The sequence below is a fragment of the Pseudomonas sp. LFS044 genome, assembly GCF_047978245.1.
Taxonomy (GTDB): Bacteria; Pseudomonadota; Gammaproteobacteria; order Pseudomonadales; family Pseudomonadaceae; genus Aquipseudomonas.
The window spans coordinates 187,215-204,409 of record NZ_JBFPFX010000006.1 but is presented as its reverse complement, the minus strand read 5'-3'; the positions used below and the strand labels follow the sequence as shown (position 1 = coordinate 204,409).

Genomic DNA, 17,195 nt, shown 5'->3' with positions numbered 1-17,195 from the left:
CATGCAAACCCGCGAAGACATCTACCACATCCTCAGCGACGCCCTGGTCGAACTGTTCGAACTCGACCCCGCTAGCATCAGCCTGCAATCCAACCTGTACCAGGACCTGGAAATCGACAGCATCGACGCCATCGACCTGCTCGACCACATCAAGCGCCAGACCGGCAAGAAAATCGCCGCCGAAGACTTCAAGTCGGTGCGCACCGTCAATGACGTGGTCGAAGCCGTGTTCCGCCTGGTCAACCCGGCGGCATGAAGCGCCTGGTCGGCCTCGGCCTGCTGCTGGCCGGTGTGCTGTATCCGTTTGCCGTCTACTTCGGCATGGCCCACTTCGCCCCGTGGCAGTTCGGCCTGCTGCTTGGCGCCCTATGGCTGGCCCGTGCGCTGAGCAGCCGCCGCCCGGGCAGCCAATGGATGGCCGTCGCGGCGCTGAGCTTCTGCGCGCTGCTGGGGCTGTTCGACAGCCCGCAGCTGTTGCGCTGGTACCCGGTGCTGGTCAACAGCTTCCTGCTGGCCCTGTTCGGCAGCAGCCTGCTGCGCGGCATGCCGATGGCCGAACGGCTGGCACGCCTGCGTGAACCGCGGTTGCCGCCCCGGGCGGTGCGCTACACCCGGCGCGTCACCCAGGTGTGGTGCGGTTTCTTTCTGGTCAACGGCCTGATCGCCGCCGGCCTGACCCTGTGGGCGCCACTGAGCTGGTGGACCCTGTATAACGGCCTGATTGCGTATGCCGCCATGGGCCTGCTGTTTGCCGTCGAATGGCGAATCCGACAACGTGTGCGAGCGCGCCCATGAACTGGATCAACCTCGAACAGCTGCTGCAGCCTTCGCCAGCGCCGCGCCTGATCACCCAAGCGCCGGAGCTTGCACATGCCGAACTGTGCGAGCAGGCCCTGCGCCTGGCGGGCGGCCTGCAGCAGCGCGGCGTAAAGCGCATTGCGGTACACCTGGAAGACGCTGCGCACCTGGCGATTGCACTGCTCGGCGCCTGGCGCGCGGGCATCGAGGTGTTGTTGCCGGCAGACCTGCAGCCAGGCACCCGCGCACGCTGGAGCGCTCAGGTCGACCTGTGGCTCAGTGATAGGCCAGGCGACACGACGATTGCCGAGCTGCAGGCCACGCCACTGGCCCCAGCCGACCTGGACCTGGAGCACTGTCGCATCAGCCTGTGCACTTCAGGCTCCAGCGGCGAGCCCAAGCGGATCGACAAGCAACTGCGCCAACTGGCCAATGAGGTCCTGGCGCTGGAGCGCTTGTGGGGCGAGGCGCTGGGCCAGGCCTGGATCATCGGCAGTGTTGCCACGCAGCACATCTACGGGCTGCTGTTCCGCGTGCTCTGGCCGTTGTGTGCCGGGCGCGGTTTCGAGCGGCGCCAACTGCCCTTCCCCGAAGACCTGCAACGCGCCAGCCGAGCGCACCCGGCCTTCGCCTGGGTAGCCAGCCCGGCGCTGCTCAAGCGCATGGGCGAAAACCTCGACTGGCCGGCCTTGAGCCAGGTGCAAAAAGTGTTCTCCTCGGGCGGCGAACTGCCTGGCGAAGCGGCGCAACAGCTTTACCAGCGCCTGGGCCAATGGCCCACGGAAATTCTGGGCAGCTCCGAGACCGGCGGTATCGCCTGGCGCCAGGGCGAAGCACTGTGGCGGCCGTTTGCCGATGTGCAACTGAGCCAGGATGAACAAGGCGCCCTGTGCATCGCCTCACCGTACTTGCCGGCCGGGCATGTCGAATGCAGCGCCGATGCTGCCGACATCACCTCCGACGGGCGCTTCACCTTGCTCGGCCGCCTCGACCGCATCGTCAAACTGGAAGAAAAACGCATCTCCCTGCCCCTGCTCGAACAACTGCTGTGCGAGCACACCTGGGTCAGCGAAGCGCGCCTGGGCGTGGTCGAGCAAGGCCGGGCTTACCTCGGTGCCCTGCTGGTGCTGTCGCCTGCAGGCTTGCACGCCTTGCGCAATCAAGGCCGGCGCGCCCTGATCGCTGGCTTGCGCGAGCACCTGCATGGGCACTGCGACCCCACCGCCCTGCCACGGCGCTGGCGCCTGCTGCGCCAGCTACCGCTCAACGCCCAGGGCAAGCTGCCCCAGGCGGAGGTGCAAGCGCTGCTGCTGGCCGCTCGCAGCATGGCACCTGATGTGCTGGGTCAAAGCGTGGAGGGCGATGAACTGCAGCTGCGCCTGGCTGTGCCGCCAGACCTCGCCTGCTTCCCCGGCCATTTCCCACAGACCCCAGTGCTGCCTGGCGTGGTGCAGATCGACTGGGTAATTGCCCTGGCCAGTGAGCGGCTCACCCCCGCTCATCGTTTCGCCGGCATGGAAGTGCTCAAGTTCCAACACGTGGTGCGCCCAGGCGATGAATTGGTGCTGACGCTGCGCTTCGACGCCGAACGCAGCAAGCTGTACTTCAACTACCACTGCGCCGGGCAGGTCTGCTCCAGCGGCCGTATCCTGCTGGAGGCTGATGGTGCATAAGCCTTGCGCAGTGATCCCGGTGTACGACCACGAGCAGGCCATACCCGCCGTGGTCGCCGACCTGTTGCATGCCGGCCTGCCCTGCGTGCTGGTCGACGACGCCAGCCATGCCCCGTGCGCCCAGGTATTGCAGCAGTTGGCCGAACAGGAGCAGGTTCACCTGGTCACCCTCAACACCAATCAGGGCAAGGGCGGCGCCGTCATGGCCGGGCTGCGTGAGGCGGCGCGGCTGGGGTTCAGCCATGCCTTGCAGGTGGACGCCGATGGCCAGCACGATCTGGCCGACGTCAGCCTGTTCCTGGCCCAGTCGCAGGCTTATCCACAAGCGCTGGTGTGCGGTTATCCACAATACGATGCCAGCGTGCCGAAAGGCCGCCTGTATGCCCGCTACCTCACCCATGTGTGGGTCTGGATCAACAGCCTGTCGTTGCAGATCCCCGATTCGATGTGCGGCTTTCGGGTCTACCCGTTGCCCGCCACCCTGGCGCTGATCGACAGCGTCGCATTGGGCAGGCGTATGGACTTCGACCCCGAGATCCTGGTGCGCCTGGCGTGGCGCGAACAGCCCATGCGCTGGCTGCCGACACGGGTGCACTACCCGCAGGATGGCCGCTCGCATTTCCGCCTGGTCCACGACAACGCCCTGATCTCGAAAATGCACGCCAAGCTGTTCTTCGGCATGCTCGTGCGCGCCCCTCGAATCCTCTGGCGCAGGTGGTGCCGATGAGCGAGCGACACTGGGCCGATCAACAGGAACGCGGCAGCTTCTGGCTGATGAAGCTGACCGCTGCACTGCTGCGCCTGCTCGGCCGTCGTGCGCTGAGCCCGCTGATTCACCTGATCGTCGCCTACTTTTTCCTGTTTGGCCGCCGCGCCCGGCGCAGCGCCTGGCAGTACCAGCAGCGCCTGCACCAGTGGAGCGGCGGGCAGACCGCACGCCCCAGCCACTGGCAGGTGTTTCGCCAGTTCATGGCCTTCGCCGATGCCCTGTTGGACAAGCTCGACGTGTGGCACGGCAAACTGCGCCTGGCCGACATCGACATCGACGACCCGGGCGAGCTGCGCCAGCAGCTGCGCGGTGAACGGGGGCAAATGCTGGTGGGCGCACATCTGGGCAACCTCGAGGTATGCCGCGCGCTGGCCGAACTCGGCGAGCAAGTGCCGATGAACGTGCTGGTGCATACCCGCCACGCCGAGCGCTTCAACCGCCTGTTGGGTGAAGCCGGAGCGAGCAATGTACGGCTGATCCAGGTCAGCGAGCTGGACCCGGCGATCATGCTGCAACTGGCCGAGCGCCTGGAGCGTGGCGAGTGGCTGGCGATCGCCGGCGATCGCGTGCCGTTGCATGGCGCGCGCACGGTCGAAGTGGATTTCCTCGGCCACCCGGCCGCCTTCCCGCAGGGCCCCTGGCTGCTGGCTGGCATGCTCGAATGCCCGCTCAACCTGTTGTTCTGCCTCAAGCACCAGGGCCGCTACCGCATCACCCTCGAACCCTTTGCCGAGCGCCTGCAGTGGCGCCGCAGCCAACGCGATCAGGTGGTCGCCGAGTGGGCCGGGCGCTATGCCGAACGCTTGGGCCATTACTGTGCCCAAGCGCCTTTGCAGTGGTTCAATTTCTACCCCTTCTGGAAGACCGATGACGATGCATCCGCATGAGCCTGTAACGTTCGGCGAGTCGCCGCTGGCAATCGAAGATGTCCTGGCCCTGGCCGAACGCCGTGCCACGGTGTGCCTGCAGGATGACGCCGCCTACCGCGAGCGCATCGCCCGTGGTGCACGCTTTCTCGACACCTTGCTCGACAAGGAAGGGGTGATCTACGGCGTGACCACCGGCTATGGCGACTCGTGCGTGGTGGCCGTGCCGCTGGAGCACGTCGAGGCCCTGCCACGGCACCTGTACACCTTCCATGGCTGCGGCCTGGGCAAGCTGCTTGAAGCCCCAGCCACCCGCGCCGTGCTGGCTGCCCGCCTGCGCTCGCTGAGCCACGGCGTATCGGGCGTGCGCCTGGAGTTACTGGAGCGGCTGCGCGACTTTCTGGCCTACGACATCCTGCCGCTGATCCCCGAAGAGGGCTCGGTGGGGGCCAGTGGCGACCTGACGCCGCTGTCTTACGTTGCCGCAACCCTGTCCGGCGAGCGCGAAGTGATGTACCAAGGCCAGCGCCGCAGCAGTGCCGATGTGCACCGCGAACTGGGCTGGCAGCCGCTGGTGCTGCGGCCCAAGGAAGCCTTGGCGCTGATGAACGGCACCGCAGTGATGACCGGCCTGGCCTGCCTGGCCTTTGCCCGCGCCGACTATCTGCTGCAACTGGCCACGCGCATTACCGCGCTGAACGTCATCGGCCTGCAGGGCAACCCGGAGCACTTCGACGAACGCCTGTTCGCCGCCAAACCGCACCCCGGGCAGACCCAGGTCGCCGCCTGGCTGCGCCAGGACCTCGCCATCGACGCCCCGCTGCCGCCGCTGCACCGCCTGCAGGACCGCTACTCGCTGCGCTGCGCGCCACATGTGCTGGGCGTGCTGGCCGACAGCCTGGGCTGGCTGCGCGGCTTCATCGAAACCGAACTCAACAGCGCCAACGACAACCCGATCATCGACGGCGACGCCGAGCGGGTGCTGCATGGCGGGCACTTCTACGGCGGCCATATCGCCTTCGCCATGGACAGCCTCAAGACCCTGGTGGCCAACGTCGCCGACCTGCTCGACCGGCAGCTCGCGCTACTGGTCGACACCCGCTACAACCATGGTTTGCCGAGCAACCTGTCCGGTGCCAACCCAGACCGGGCGATGCTCAACCATGGCTTCAAGGCCGTGCAGATCGGCGCCAGCGCCTGGACAGCCGAGGCCCTCAAACAGACCATGCCGGCCAGCGTGTTCTCGCGCTCCACCGAGTGCCACAACCAGGACAAGGTGAGCATGGGGACCATCGCCGCGCGCGATGCCCTGCGCGTGCTGGAGTTGACCGAGCAGGTCGCCGCCGCCAGCCTGCTGGCTGCCAACCAGGGCGTCTGGCTGCGCACCCGGCAAGGCCAGGCACACGCCCTGCCGCCCGCGCTGGCAAAGATGCACGAAGCCTTGCTTGAAGACTTTGCCCCGGTCATCGAAGACCGCGCCCTGGAAAGCGACCTGCGCCTGTGCCTGCAGCGCATCGGCGAACGCCACTGGAGGCTGCATGCGTAACCCCGGCGTGTTCCATGTCGACAGCGAAATCGTCGTGCCCTTTTTCGATGTCGACAGCATGCACATCGTCTGGCACGGGCACTACGTCAAATACCTGGAAGTCGCCCGCTGCGCGCTGCTCGACCGCCTGGCGCACAACTACCTGCAGATGCAGGCCAGCGGTTACGCCTGGCCGGTGATCGACCTGCAGCTGCGTTATATCCGCGGCGCCAGCTTCGGCCAGCGCCTGAGCGTTCGCGCCAGCCTGGTGGAATGGGAGAACCGCCTGAAGATCCACTACCTGATCAGCGACGCCGACACCGGCGAACGCATGACCCGCGCCAGCACCGTGCAGGTGGCCGTGCACATCGCAAGCGGCGAGATGCAGCTGGCCTCGCCGCAGGTGATGCTCGATGCCGTGCGCAAGGTGCTTACATGAACGCTTACCGAAGTCATCGCCGGATCACCGCCTTCAAGAGCACCCCAGTACCTGTGGGAGCCGGCTTGCCAGCGATGGCCTGCAGCGTAGGCCCGTTTTTCTGTGCACTGCTGTTAATGCTCATAAGCCCCTTGACCTTCGCCTTCGGCCTCGAAGACCTGCAAAAGCAGCTCAGCAAACCCGCCGTGGTCAGCGGCCCGTTCATCCAGGAAAAACACCTGCGCGCCCTGCCCCAGCCGCTGCTGAGCAAGGGCCGCTTCGTGCTCGCCCGCGACCATGGCCTGCTGTGGCTGCTGCAAACACCGCTGCGCCAGGATTACCGCATCGATGCCAACGGCATCGCCCGGCGTGACCCCAGTGGCTGGCAAACGCTGCCAAGCCGCAGCGCCGGGGCCGAGCAGAACCGCTTGTTCTTCGCCGTGCTGCAAGGCGACAGCAGTGGCCTGCAACGGGACTTCGAGCTGGCCCTGACGGGTACCGCGCAGCAGTGGCAACTGCAGCTGACGCCGCGTTCGCTGCTGCTCAGGCAGGTATTCACACGCATCGATATCAGCGGCGGGCAGTTTGTCGAACGCATCGAACTGAGCGAAACCCAGGGCGACAGCACCGTGCTGCGCATGCCCGAAAGCCGCAGCGCCGCCGCGCTGAGCGATGCGGAGCGCAGTGACTTTGCCGACTGAACGCCTGTTGCCGCGCCTCTTCGTGGGGCTGCTACTGGTCATGCTCGTCATCGCCGGCTGGCAGTGGCACCGCGCGGCGCCCTTGTCGGCCGACCTAATGACACTGGTCCCCGGCGCCACCGAGGACCCGCTACTCAAGCGTGCCGAACAACGCATGCAGGAGCCGCTCAACCGCGAGCTGCTGGTACTGGTAGGCCACCGCGACCGCCAGCAGGCGCTGGCCGTGGCGCAGACACTGGCGGGGCAATGGCAGGCCAGCGGGCTGTTCGAGAAAGTCCAGTGGAGCCTGCAGACCGACCTGCAGGCCGTGCGCGACCAGCTGCTGCAAGGCCGGCTGGCGATGCTTGCGGCCGCCGATCGCCAGCAGCTGATCGAACAACCCGACGCCTTTGTCGAACAGCGCGTGCAAAGCCTGTTCGACCCCTTCGCCGGCTTCAGCCTGGTGCCCAGCCAGGATGACTGGCTGGGCCTGACAGGGCGTATCCAGAACAGCCAGCCCAAGCCTGCCAACGTGACGCTGGACACTGCCAGCGGTGCGCTGATCGCCGAGGCTGAGGGCCAGCATTGGGTACTGCTGCGCGCACGCACCCTGGGCAATGCCTTCGACCTCCACTTGCCGCTGCAGGTCGCCGACCTGCTCGCCACCGCCCGCGCGCAGGCCGGCCAGGCCGGTGCACACCTGCTGGCCGCCAGTGGCCTGCTGCATGCGGCAGCCGGCCAGCAGCAGGCCAGCCGTGAAATCACTTGGGTCGGCGGGGGGGCGACCCTGGGCATCGTGCTGCTGTTGCTGCTGGCCTTGCGCCGCTGGCAGGCGCTGCTGGCATTCGTGCCGGTGCTGGTGGGCATGCTGTTCGGTTCGGTGGTGTGCGTGGCGCTGTTCGGCCAGATGCATGTGATGACGCTGGTCCTGGGCTCGAGCCTGATCGGCGTGGCGGTGGATTACCCGCTGCACTACCTGTCCAAGAGCTGGAGCCTGAAGCCATGGCGCAGCTGGCAGGCCGTACGCCTGACCCTGCCAGGCATGAGCCTGAGCCTGGCGACCAGCTGCATCGGCTACCTGGCCTTGGCGTTCACACCGTTCCCAGCACTGACGCAGATAGCCGCCTTCTCGGCCGCAGGCCTGGTGGGTGCCTACCTGAGCGCGGTGTGCCTGCTACCGGCGCTGCTCGCCGGCGTGCAGCTGCACCCGCCACACTGGCCCCTGCAAGTTGCCGAAACGCTCACCCGCTGGCGCGAACGGCTGCTGCGCAGAGTGCCCAGTGGTGTGCTGCTGGGGCTGCTGATGGGGTTCTGTGCTGCCGGCTTGTTGCGCCTGGGCAGCCATAACGACATCCGCCAATGGGTTGCCAGCCCCCCGCAGTTGCTGGAAGAAGCGCAGGCCGTTGCGCGCATTACCGGTTACCAGCCCACCAGCCAGTTCTACCTGGTGCGTGGCGCCGATCAGCAACAGTTGCTCGAACGCCTGAGCCTGCTGTCGGCCAAGCTCGATGAGCTGGTCGAACTGGGCAAGCTGAAGGGCTACATGAGCCTCGGCCAGCTGGCCGCCAGCCCGGCACAACAGGCCCAGGCACGCCAGGCCTTGGCGGTGCTGCCACAGCATTGGCAGCCGTTGTTGAACCTGGGCGTGCCACAAGCGGCGTTGCAGGCCGAGCTGCAACACTTGCAGCAATTGCCAACGCAGCGCATCGAACAGCTGCTGGCGGGGCCTTTGGGTGAGGCGTGGCGGCCGCTGTGGCTGGGCGAAGACGGCGCTGGCGTGGCGGCCATCGTCAGCTTGCAGGGCCTGGGCGACACGGCGTTGTTGCGCTTGCAGGTCGAAGACCTCGACGGCGTGCAACTGGTGGACCGTCTGGGCGAGCTGAACCAACTGTTTGCCGCCACCCAGGTGAGTGCCGCCGAGCTCAAGCTGTTGTCCTGCGTGCTGATCCTGGTGCTGCTGGTGCTGCCGTTCGGCCTGCGCGGCGCACTGCGTATTGTCGCCCTGCCGCTGTTGGCGGCGCTGTGCAGCCTGGCGTGCCTGGGCTGGCTGGGCCACCCCTTGACCCTGTTCAGCCTGTTCGGCCTGCTGTTGGTGACGGCCATCAGCGTCGACTACGCCATCCTCATGCACGAACATATCGGTGGGCCTGCCGTGAGCCTGCTCGGCACGCTGCTGGCAGCACTCACCACCTGGCTTTCATTTGGCCTGCTGGCGCTGTCTGCCACGCCAGCCGTCAGCAACTTCGGCCTGGCGGTAAGCCTGGGCCTGGCGTTCAGCTTCCTGCTGGCGCCCTGGGCCGCTCAACGCGATAAGGCGCATGCCAAACAGGAGCGCAAATGAAATACCTGACCACCCTCGCTCTGTGCCTGTTGCTCGGTGCCTGCGCCGCTCATCCCCCCCTGCCGACACAGGCGCCGACGCTCGAACTGCCACAGCAGTTGCATGTGCTGCGTGAGCAGGCCGGGCAGCGTCAGGACTGGCTGCTGGTGATACAGCGCGAAGACCATCGCCTGCGCTGGTCGCTGCTCGACCTGCTGGGCATTCCCCAGGCACGCCAGTTGCTCGACAGCCAGCAGTGGCAGGCCGACGGCCTGCTACCCCCCAACCCGGCCGCACGGGAGCTGTTCGCCGCCGTGCTATTCGCCCTGACGCCCGCCGCGCAGTTGCCACAGCTCTACCCCGGTGCGCGCCAGCAGGGCCAGCGCCGCTGGCTGGGGGAGCGCTGGCAGGTCAATTACCGGACCGCGCACGGGTTCGACTTGAACCTCGACCAGGGCCTGAGTTATCAAGTCGACCCCATGCCCAGCGAGCACACGCCATGACCCCCTACCTCAATGCCTTGGGCCTGGTCTGTGCGCTTGGTCGCGGCCAGGCCGAAATCACCGCCCGCCTGTTGGCCGGCGATTGCTCAGGCATGCAAGCCGATGCCGGTTGGGTTCCCGGGCGCTGCCCACCGGTCGGTGCGGTGCGCGTTGCACTCCCTGCACTGCCACTGGCTGACCATCACAGCCGCAACAACCAGCTGCTGTATGCCGCAGCCTTGCAGATAGAGCCGGCCATCCGGGCAGCCATCGCGCGTCATGGCGCACACCGCATCGCCGTGGTCCTCGGCACCAGCACCTCGGGCATCGACGAGGCCAGCGCAGATATCGCCCATTACCTGCAAGCCGGCCAGTTTCCCGCGCACTACCGCTACGACCAGCAGGCGCTGAGCGCACCTGCCGAGTTTCTCGCCGACTGGCTGCAGCTGAGCGGGCCGGCCTATGTCATTTCCACCGCCTGCACGTCCAGTGGCCGGGCCATGATGAGCGCACGCCGGCTGCTCCAACTGGGGGTGTGCGATGCCGTGCTGTGCGGTGGCGTGGACACCCTGTGCGGCCTGACGCTCAACGGTTTCAGCGCCCTGGAAGCGGTCAGCGAGCAACGTTGCAACCCCTTCTCGGCCAACCGCGACGGGATCAACATCGGTGAAGCGGCAGCCCTGTTCCTGATGGCCCGCGAAGGCCATGCAAACGGCCCGTCCGTGGCCTTGCTGGGCGCCGGCGCCAGCTCCGATGCCCACCACATTTCGGCACCGGACCCCACCGGTAACGGCGCCTTGCAAGCCATGGCCAAAGCCCTCGACAATGCAGGCCTCACACCTGCGCAGATCGGCTACCTGAACCTGCACGGCACCGCCACGGCGCACAACGACGCCATGGAAAGCCACGCTGTGCACCGCCTGTTCGGTGCCGGCTTGCCATGCTCTTCGAGCAAACCCCTGACCGGCCATACCCTGGGGGCTGCGGGCGCACTGGAAGCGGCATTCTGCTGGTTGATACTCAGCGGGCATAACCCGCTTGGCCTGCTGCCGCCGCATGTGTGGGACGGCCAGGCCGACCCGCTGCTGCCGGCACTCGAACTGGTGACTGCGCAGCATCGTCTGGCCACTGAGCGGCCGCGCCGGTTGATGAGCAACTCGTTCGCCTTCGGCGGCAACAATGTCAGCCTGATTCTCGGAGATGCACCATGATCCCCTGGCCACTGGCCGAGCTGTTGCCCCACGCCGGCGAGATGATCCTGATCGATCAGGTGGACAGCTGCGACGACGAGCAGATCCACACGCGTACCATGGTGCGCCAGGGCGGCCTGTTCAACCGCGCCGACGGCAGCCTGCCGGCCTGGTTCGGTATCGAACTGATGGCGCAAAGCGTGGCGGCCTTTGCCGGTTGCCGCGCGCGCCGCAACGGCCAGCCGGTCGCGCTGGGCTTTTTGCTCGGCACGCGCAAATACCAATGCGATGTGGAACACTTTCCGCTCGGTGCCGAGTTGCACGTGCACGCCATCCGCTCGCTGGAAGACGACAACGGCATGGGTGTGTTCGAATGCCACCTGCGCGGCCCAGGCGTCCACGCCAGCGCCCGGCTGAATGTCTATACCCCGCCGCAACCTGCCCGTTTTCTGGCAGAAGCCGGCCCTGAGGATCCAACCCATGACTGACACCATTCTGGTCACAGGCTCCAGCCGAGGCATCGGCCGGGCCATCGCCTTGCGCCTGGCACAAGCCGGCTACGACCTGGTGCTGCATTGCCGCAGCGGCCGCGCCGAAGCCGATGCCGTCGCTGCGCAAATTGGCGAACTGGGCCAGCAGGCACGGGTACTGCAGTTCGATGTCGCCGACCGCGCAGCGTGCAAGGCCATCCTGGAGCAGGATGTGGAAAGCCACGGGGCCTACTACGGCGTGGTGTGCAACGCAGGCCTGACCCGTGACGGCGCGTTTCCGGGGCTGAGCGAAGACGACTGGGACCTGGTGATGCGGACCAACCTCGATGGTTTTTTCAACGTGCTGCAGCCGCTGACCATGCCGATGATCCGCCGCCGCGCCCCCGGCCGCATCGTCTGTATCACTTCGGTGTCCGGCTTGATTGGCAACCGCGGCCAGGTCAACTACAGCGCCTCCAAGGCGGGGCTGATCGGCGCGGCCAAGGCGCTGGCGATCGAGCTGGGCAAACGCAGGATCACCGTCAACTGCGTGGCACCCGGGCTGATCGACACCGCCATGCTCGACGAGCACGTGCCCGTGGACGAATTACTGAAGATGATCCCCGCCGGGCGCATGGGCACCCCTGAAGAAGTGGCCGGCGCGGTGAACTTCCTGATGTCGCCAGAGGCGGCCTACATCACCCGCCAGGTGCTGGCGGTCAATGGGGGGTTGTGCTGATGCGCCGCGTCGTGGTCACCGGCATGGCCGGCATTACGGCCCTGGGCAACGACTGGGCCACCATCGCCGGGCACTTTGCCGGGCAGCGCAGCGGCATCCGCCGCATGCATGAGTGGGACCGCTTTGCCGAGCTCAATACTCGCCTGGCCGGCCCGATCGACGGCTTTGAAGTGCCCAGCCACTGGACCCGCAAGCAGCTGCGCAGCATGGGCCGGGTCTCCCGCCTGGCGGTTGCCGCCGCCGAACGGGCCCTGGCCGACGCCGGCCTGCTGGACGACCCAAGTATCCGCGACGGGCGCATGGGCGTGGCCTGTGGCTCGTCCACCGGCAGCACCGACGAGATCAAGACGTTCGGCAACATGCTGATGAACTCGGTGGCCGATGGCCTGAACGCCAACTCCTATGTGCGCATGATGCCGCACACCACGGCGGCCAACATCAGCATCTTCTTCGGCCTTACCGGGCGCCTGATCCCTACGTCCAGCGCCTGCACCAGCGGCAGCCAAGGCGTGGGCTACGCCTACGAGGCGATCAAGTACGGCCGCCTGCCGCTAATGCTTGCCGGTGGGGCCGAGGAGCTATGCCCCACCGAGGCGATGGTGTTCGATGCGCTGTACGCCACCAGCCTGAAAAACGACACGCCGCAATTGACCCCGCGGCCTTACGACGTCGGCCGGGATGGGCTGGTGATCGGTGAAGGTGGCGGCATGCTGGTGCTGGAAGAACTCGAGCACGCGCTGGCCCGGGGGGCGAAGATCCATGCCGAAGTGGTCGGTTTCGGCAGCAATGCCGACGGCCAGCACATCACCCGGCCCGAGCAGGTCACCATGGGCCGGGCCATGCAACTGGCACTGGACGATGCTGGGCTGGCCGCCGAGGCCATCGGCTACGTCAACGGCCATGGCACCGCCACCGAGCAGGGCGACATTGCCGAAACCCAGGCCACCAGCAGCCTGTTCGGCCCACGCATGCCAATCAGCTCGCAAAAGAGCTTCCTCGGCCATACCCTGGGAGCCTGCGGGGCGCTGGAGTCGTGGTTCAGCATCGAAATGCTGAACAGCGACCGCTACGTGCACACCCTCAACCTCGATCAGGTCGACCCCTTGTGCGGCGAACTGGACTACCTGATGGGTGATTTCCGCGTGATGAGCAATGAGTATGTGATGAACAACAACTTCGCCTTTGGCGGGGTGAACACCTCGCTGATTTTCCGTCGCTGGGCGTGAGTCAGCTGGTCATCAACCCGGTAAGCAGCTCGGCGAAGGCTTTGGCCATCGTCGATGCGCCGCGCTCTCGCTGCACCAGCCACACCGCCGACATTGCGCCCTCATCCAGCAAGGTGCGGTACACCACCCCTTCGATGCGCATGCGCTGGAACGAGGCAGGCAACACCGAAACCCCCAACCCCGCCGACACCAGACCGATGATGGTCATCGCCTCGCCTGCCTCCTGAGCAAAATGCGGGCTGAAACCCGCCTGCCGGGCCAGGCTCAACAGCTGCGCGTGCAGCCCGCTGCCATAGCTGCGCGGGAAGAACACGAACGGTTCATGGGCCAGCGCCGCCATGTGTACACCGTGCTCGGTGCCCTCGGCCAGCGGATGCGAAGCATTGATCACCGCTACCAGCGGCTCGCGGAAAAGTTCGGTGGCCACCAGGCCATCGGGCAGCGGCATGGGCCGCATCAGCCCGACCTCGATGGACTCGTCGAACACGCCTTCGGCCACGTCGCGGCTGCTCATCTCCTTGAGGTTCAGGTGCACGGCCGGGAAGCGCTGGCGAAACGCATGGATAGCCTTGGGGATTTTCGAGGTGAACGGCGCCGACGAGGTAAAGCCGATCTTCATCTCGCCCAGCTCGCCCAATTGCGCTCGGCGCGCCACATCAGCGGCTTTCTCCACCTGCGCCAGCACCTGGCGCGCCTCCTCCAGAAACAGCCGGCCGGCCTCACTCAGTTCGACCCGACGGTTGGTACGCTCGAACAGGCGTGCCCCCAGCTCCTGCTCCAAGGCCTGGATCTGTTGGCTCAGGGGTGGCTGGGAAATGCCCAGCTGCTGGGCCGCGCGGCCAAAATGCAGCTCTTCGGCAACCGCGATGAAATACCGCAGGTGGCGCAGTTCCATGTCTGCCTCCGGAACAGGTCGTGAAACGTCTTAAATAGGTCGAACAATATATTGGATGTAATCATTAGCCAGCTATATGCTTTTTTCATTGCGCCAGAGGTACCCGCCCGTGAAAACTGCTGTATCCACCCTCCCCGCCGACCCCGACCCTGCTCCGTTGCACGACATCTGGATCGAAAAAGGCACCCCTGCCTTCATGAAAACCGTGCTGGCCCTGTTCAGCGGCGGCTTCGCCACCTTCGCCCTGCTGTACTGCGTACAGCCGATGATGCCGTTGCTGTCGCAGGAGTTTTCGATCAATGCCGCCCAGAGCAGCCTGGTGTTGTCGGTATCGACCGGGATGCTGGCATTCGGTTTGCTGGTCACCGGGCCGATCTCCGACCGCATCGGGCGCAAGCCGGTGATGGTGTTCGCGCTGCTCTGCGCGGCGTTATCGACCATGGTCAGCGCGGTGATGCCAACCTGGGAAGGTGTACTCGCCGCACGGGCGCTGGTCGGCCTGTCGCTAAGCGGGCTGGCGGCAGTGGCAATGACCTACCTGAGCGAAGAGATCCACCCACAGCACATCGGCCTGGCCATGGGTTTGTACATTGGTGGCAACGCCATTGGTGGCATGAGCGGCCGGCTGATCACCGGCGTACTGATCGATTTCGTCAGCTGGCACACGGCAATGCTGACCATCGGTGGCCTGGCCTTGGGCGCGGCACTGGTGTTCTGGAAAGTGCTGCCCGAATCGCGCAATTTCCGCGCCCAGACGCTGCACCCGCGCAGCCTGCTGGACGGCTTCGTCATGCACTTCAAGGACGCCGGCCTGCCCTGGCTGTTCCTCGAAGCCTTCCTGCTGATGGGCGCCTTCGTCACACTGTTCAACTACATCGGCTACCGCCTGCTGGCAGAGCCCTACCACATGAACCAGGCGCTGGTCGGCTTGCTCTCGGTGGTCTACCTGTCGGGTATCTACAGCTCGGCGCAAGTCGGCGCCCTGGCTGACAAACTGGGCCGGCGCAAGGTGTTCTGGGCCAGTATCCTGGTAATGGCGGGCGGCTTGCTGATGACCTTGGCATCACCGCTGGTGCTGGTGATCCTCGGCATGCTGGTGTTCACCTTCGGCTTCTTTGGCGCGCATTCGGTGGCCAGCAGTTGGATTGGGCGCCGGGCGCTGAAGGCCAAAGGGCAGGCCTCGTCGCTGTACCTGTTCTGCTATTACGCAGGGTCGAGTGTGGCCGGGACGGCCGGTGGAGTGTTCTGGCACCAGTGGGGCTGGAACGGGATCGGGCTGTTCATTGGCAGCTTGCTGGCGGTGGCGTTGCTGGTGGCTATGAAGTTGAGCAGGCTTGCACCAAAGACTGCCTGATACGGGGCTGCCATGCAGCCCATCGCCGGCAAGCCGGCTCCCACAATTTCGACTGCGCCCAAGTGTTGGATTAGTGTCCAACTTCTTGGAGGCAGTCCACCCTGTGGGAGCCGGCTTGCCGGCGATTGGGCCCTCAGATCAGTTGATGATCTCGACAATATCCACATCCACTTCACGGCTCATCAGGTGCTTCTCCACCTCACCGGTCAGCTTGACCTTGGTCTTGTCGTTGAACGGCGTCGGTGGCAGGTCTTCATCGTCGATCTCGACGGTGATGGTGCCGGTGTTGTCCTTGAATTCGTACTTGTCGTCGTTGTTGATCTTCTTGGTCACAAAGCCTTGCAGCACTACCGGAGTGTCATCGGCTGCATCATTGGCAGCGGCAACGGTGGTGACCGATTGGGCACCCGGGCCGGTGTAGCCGGCCGCCAGGGCTGCGGTGCTCAAGAAAGGGGCGAGGATCAGTGCTAGGTAACGAGTTTTCATGATGATCGGGTCCTGTTTGGGTTTCGATGGGACCAGATTAGCGACGATCGCTGAATTGAAGCTTAACGCAAAAAAAACCGGCACTCAGGCCGGTTCGTTGTTGGGACATCAGATCACTGGTGGTATTGCGCCGACAGTTCGTGCACAGCATTGATGAACACACCTGCGTGCTCCGGATCGACTTCCGGAGTAATGCCGTGCCCCAGGTTGAACACGTGGCCGGTGCCCTTGCCGTAGCTGGCGAGGATACGCGCGACTTCCTGGCGGATGGCCTCTGGCTTGGCATACAGCACGGTCGGGTCCATGTTGCCCTGCAGGGCCACCTTGTCACCCACACGGCGGCGGGCGTCGCCGATTTCGCAAGTCCAGTCCAGGCCCAGGGCGTCGGCACCGGCTTCGGCAATGCTTTCCAGCCACAGGCCGCCGTTCTTGGTGAAGAGGATCACCGGCACCTTGCGCCCTTCGTGCTCGCGGATCAGACCGCTGACGATCTTGCGCATGTAGGCCAGGGAGAACTCCTGGTAGGCCGCCGCCGACAGGTTGCCACCCCAGGTGTCGAAGATCTGCACTGCCTGGGCACCCGCAAGGATCTGGCCGTTGAGGTAGCTGGTGACCGACTGGGCCAGCTTGTCCAGCAGCATATGCAGGGCTTGCGGGTTGTCGTAGGCCATCGCCTTGGTCTTGCGGAAGTCCTTGGACGAGCCGCCTTCGACCATGTAGGTGGCCAGGGTCCAAGGGCTGCCGGAGAAGCCGATCAGCGGCACGCGGCCATTGAGCTCGCGACGGATGGTGCTGACCGCGTCCATTACATAACCGAGGTCTTTCTGCGGATCAGGTACCTGCAGCGCCTCGATGTCGGCCGGTGTGCTGATGACCTTCTTGAAACGCGGGCCTTCGCCGGTCTCGAAGTACAGGCCAAGGCCCATGGCGTCGGGGATGGTGAGGATGTCCGAGAACAGGATCGCCGCATCCAGCGGGTAGCGGTCCAGCGGCTGCAAGGTAACCTCGCAGGCGAACTGCGGGTTCATGCACAGGCTCATGAAGTCGCCGGCCTTGGCGCGGCTGGCGCGGTATTCCGGCAAGTAGCGGCCGGCCTGGCGCATCATCCACACCGGGGTGACGTCTACGGGTTGCTTGAGCAGTGCACGCAGGAAACGATCGTTCTTCAGGGCAGTCATGTCGGCATCCGGCAAAAAAGTGCAGGCATTTTCTCAGACGCACAAAGAAAAGGCACGGCTGATTGCCGTGCCTTTTGTCTATCGGTATGTCCTGGATCAATAGATTTTGTATACAAAACCCAGTAC

At 65.5% G+C, this 17,195-nt stretch carries 18 protein-coding genes; 15 read left to right on the top strand and 3 right to left on the bottom strand.

Annotated features, from left to right (window positions below; all coding sequences use genetic code 11):
* Nucleotide 1 precedes the first annotated feature (1 nt).
* The 14 genes from ACNQPL_RS07370 to ACNQPL_RS07305 all read left to right on the top strand — a co-directional run bounded on the left by ACNQPL_RS07370 (nucleotide 2) and on the right by ACNQPL_RS07305 (nucleotide 13,156).
* Entirely contained in the window at nucleotides 2-256 is a 255-nt protein-coding gene (locus tag ACNQPL_RS07370) for an acyl carrier protein (protein ID WP_346614131.1), read from the top strand.
* Nucleotides 253-795, top strand: a complete 543-nt coding sequence (locus ACNQPL_RS07365; RefSeq protein ID WP_416466323.1) for a hypothetical protein — start codon at nucleotides 253-255, stop codon at nucleotides 793-795. Before ACNQPL_RS07370 ends, ACNQPL_RS07365 begins: the two co-directional genes overlap by 4 nt.
* Nucleotides 792-2,471, top strand: a complete 1,680-nt coding sequence (locus ACNQPL_RS07360) for an AMP-binding protein (RefSeq protein WP_416466321.1) — start codon at nucleotides 792-794, stop codon at nucleotides 2,469-2,471. The genes ACNQPL_RS07365 and ACNQPL_RS07360 overlap by 4 nt, the downstream gene beginning before the upstream one ends.
* Nucleotides 2,464-3,198 carry a glycosyltransferase family 2 protein gene (locus ACNQPL_RS07355; RefSeq protein ID WP_346614221.1) on the top strand — a complete coding sequence of 245 codons (735 nt, stop codon included), beginning with the start codon at nucleotides 2,464-2,466 and terminating at the stop codon, nucleotides 3,196-3,198. Before ACNQPL_RS07360 ends, ACNQPL_RS07355 begins: the two co-directional genes overlap by 8 nt.
* On the top strand, nucleotides 3,195-4,127 hold the full coding sequence (locus ACNQPL_RS07350; RefSeq protein ID WP_416466320.1) for a glycosyl transferase: 933 nt from the start codon (nucleotides 3,195-3,197) through the stop codon (nucleotides 4,125-4,127). Before ACNQPL_RS07355 ends, ACNQPL_RS07350 begins: the two co-directional genes overlap by 4 nt.
* The gene (locus ACNQPL_RS07345; protein WP_416466319.1) at nucleotides 4,108-5,652 is read left to right on the top strand and encodes an HAL/PAL/TAL family ammonia-lyase; all 1,545 of its coding nucleotides are present in this window, start codon (nucleotides 4,108-4,110) and stop codon (nucleotides 5,650-5,652) included. The genes ACNQPL_RS07350 and ACNQPL_RS07345 overlap by 20 nt, the downstream gene beginning before the upstream one ends.
* Entirely contained in the window at nucleotides 5,645-6,070 is a 426-nt protein-coding gene (locus ACNQPL_RS07340) for an acyl-CoA thioesterase (protein WP_416466318.1), read from the top strand. The genes ACNQPL_RS07345 and ACNQPL_RS07340 overlap by 8 nt, the downstream gene beginning before the upstream one ends.
* Nucleotides 6,071-6,144: 74 nt before the next feature.
* A complete protein-coding gene (locus ACNQPL_RS07335) occupies nucleotides 6,145-6,750 on the top strand; it encodes an outer membrane lipoprotein carrier protein LolA (protein WP_416466339.1) in 606 nt (201 codons plus the stop codon).
* Nucleotides 6,722-9,070, top strand: coding sequence for an MMPL family transporter (locus tag ACNQPL_RS07330; protein WP_416466317.1), 2,349 nt, complete (start codon nucleotides 6,722-6,724; stop codon nucleotides 9,068-9,070). Before ACNQPL_RS07335 ends, ACNQPL_RS07330 begins: the two co-directional genes overlap by 29 nt.
* A complete protein-coding gene (locus tag ACNQPL_RS07325; protein WP_346614139.1) occupies nucleotides 9,067-9,552 on the top strand; it encodes a hypothetical protein in 486 nt (161 codons plus the stop codon). Before ACNQPL_RS07330 ends, ACNQPL_RS07325 begins: the two co-directional genes overlap by 4 nt.
* Nucleotides 9,549-10,742 carry a beta-ketoacyl-[acyl-carrier-protein] synthase family protein gene (locus ACNQPL_RS07320; protein WP_416466316.1) on the top strand — a complete coding sequence of 398 codons (1,194 nt, stop codon included), beginning with the start codon at nucleotides 9,549-9,551 and terminating at the stop codon, nucleotides 10,740-10,742. Before ACNQPL_RS07325 ends, ACNQPL_RS07320 begins: the two co-directional genes overlap by 4 nt.
* Nucleotides 10,739-11,209: a hotdog family protein gene (locus ACNQPL_RS07315; RefSeq protein ID WP_346614141.1), complete on the top strand. Its 471-nt coding sequence runs from the start codon at nucleotides 10,739-10,741 to the stop codon at nucleotides 11,207-11,209. The genes ACNQPL_RS07320 and ACNQPL_RS07315 overlap by 4 nt, the downstream gene beginning before the upstream one ends.
* A complete protein-coding gene (gene fabG / locus ACNQPL_RS07310; RefSeq protein ID WP_346614142.1) occupies nucleotides 11,202-11,930 on the top strand; it encodes a 3-oxoacyl-ACP reductase FabG in 729 nt (242 codons plus the stop codon). Before ACNQPL_RS07315 ends, fabG begins: the two co-directional genes overlap by 8 nt.
* Nucleotides 11,930-13,156, top strand: a complete 1,227-nt coding sequence (locus ACNQPL_RS07305) for a beta-ketoacyl-ACP synthase (RefSeq protein ID WP_346614143.1) — start codon at nucleotides 11,930-11,932, stop codon at nucleotides 13,154-13,156. The genes fabG and ACNQPL_RS07305 overlap by 1 nt, the downstream gene beginning before the upstream one ends.
* A gap of 1 nt (nucleotide 13,157) precedes the next feature.
* On the opposite strand, the gene ACNQPL_RS07300 is transcribed toward ACNQPL_RS07305, so the two are convergent.
* The gene (locus ACNQPL_RS07300; protein WP_416466315.1) at nucleotides 13,158-14,051 is read right to left on the bottom strand and encodes a LysR substrate-binding domain-containing protein; all 894 of its coding nucleotides are present in this window, start codon (nucleotides 14,049-14,051) and stop codon (nucleotides 13,158-13,160) included.
* A 109-nt stretch (nucleotides 14,052-14,160) separates the two neighbouring features.
* On the opposite strand from ACNQPL_RS07300, the gene ACNQPL_RS07295 reads away from it, so the two are divergent.
* Nucleotides 14,161-15,405: an MFS transporter gene (locus ACNQPL_RS07295; protein ID WP_416466314.1), complete on the top strand. Its 1,245-nt coding sequence runs from the start codon at nucleotides 14,161-14,163 to the stop codon at nucleotides 15,403-15,405.
* A gap of 138 nt (nucleotides 15,406-15,543) precedes the next feature.
* On the opposite strand, the gene ACNQPL_RS07290 is transcribed toward ACNQPL_RS07295, so the two are convergent.
* A complete protein-coding gene (locus ACNQPL_RS07290) occupies nucleotides 15,544-15,891 on the bottom strand; it encodes a NirD/YgiW/YdeI family stress tolerance protein (RefSeq protein ID WP_346614145.1) in 348 nt (115 codons plus the stop codon).
* A gap of 113 nt (nucleotides 15,892-16,004) precedes the next feature.
* Nucleotides 16,005-17,069, bottom strand: coding sequence for a uroporphyrinogen decarboxylase (gene hemE / locus ACNQPL_RS07285; RefSeq protein ID WP_346614146.1), 1,065 nt, complete (start codon nucleotides 17,067-17,069; stop codon nucleotides 16,005-16,007).
* Between the last annotated feature and the right edge of the window lie 126 nt (nucleotides 17,070-17,195).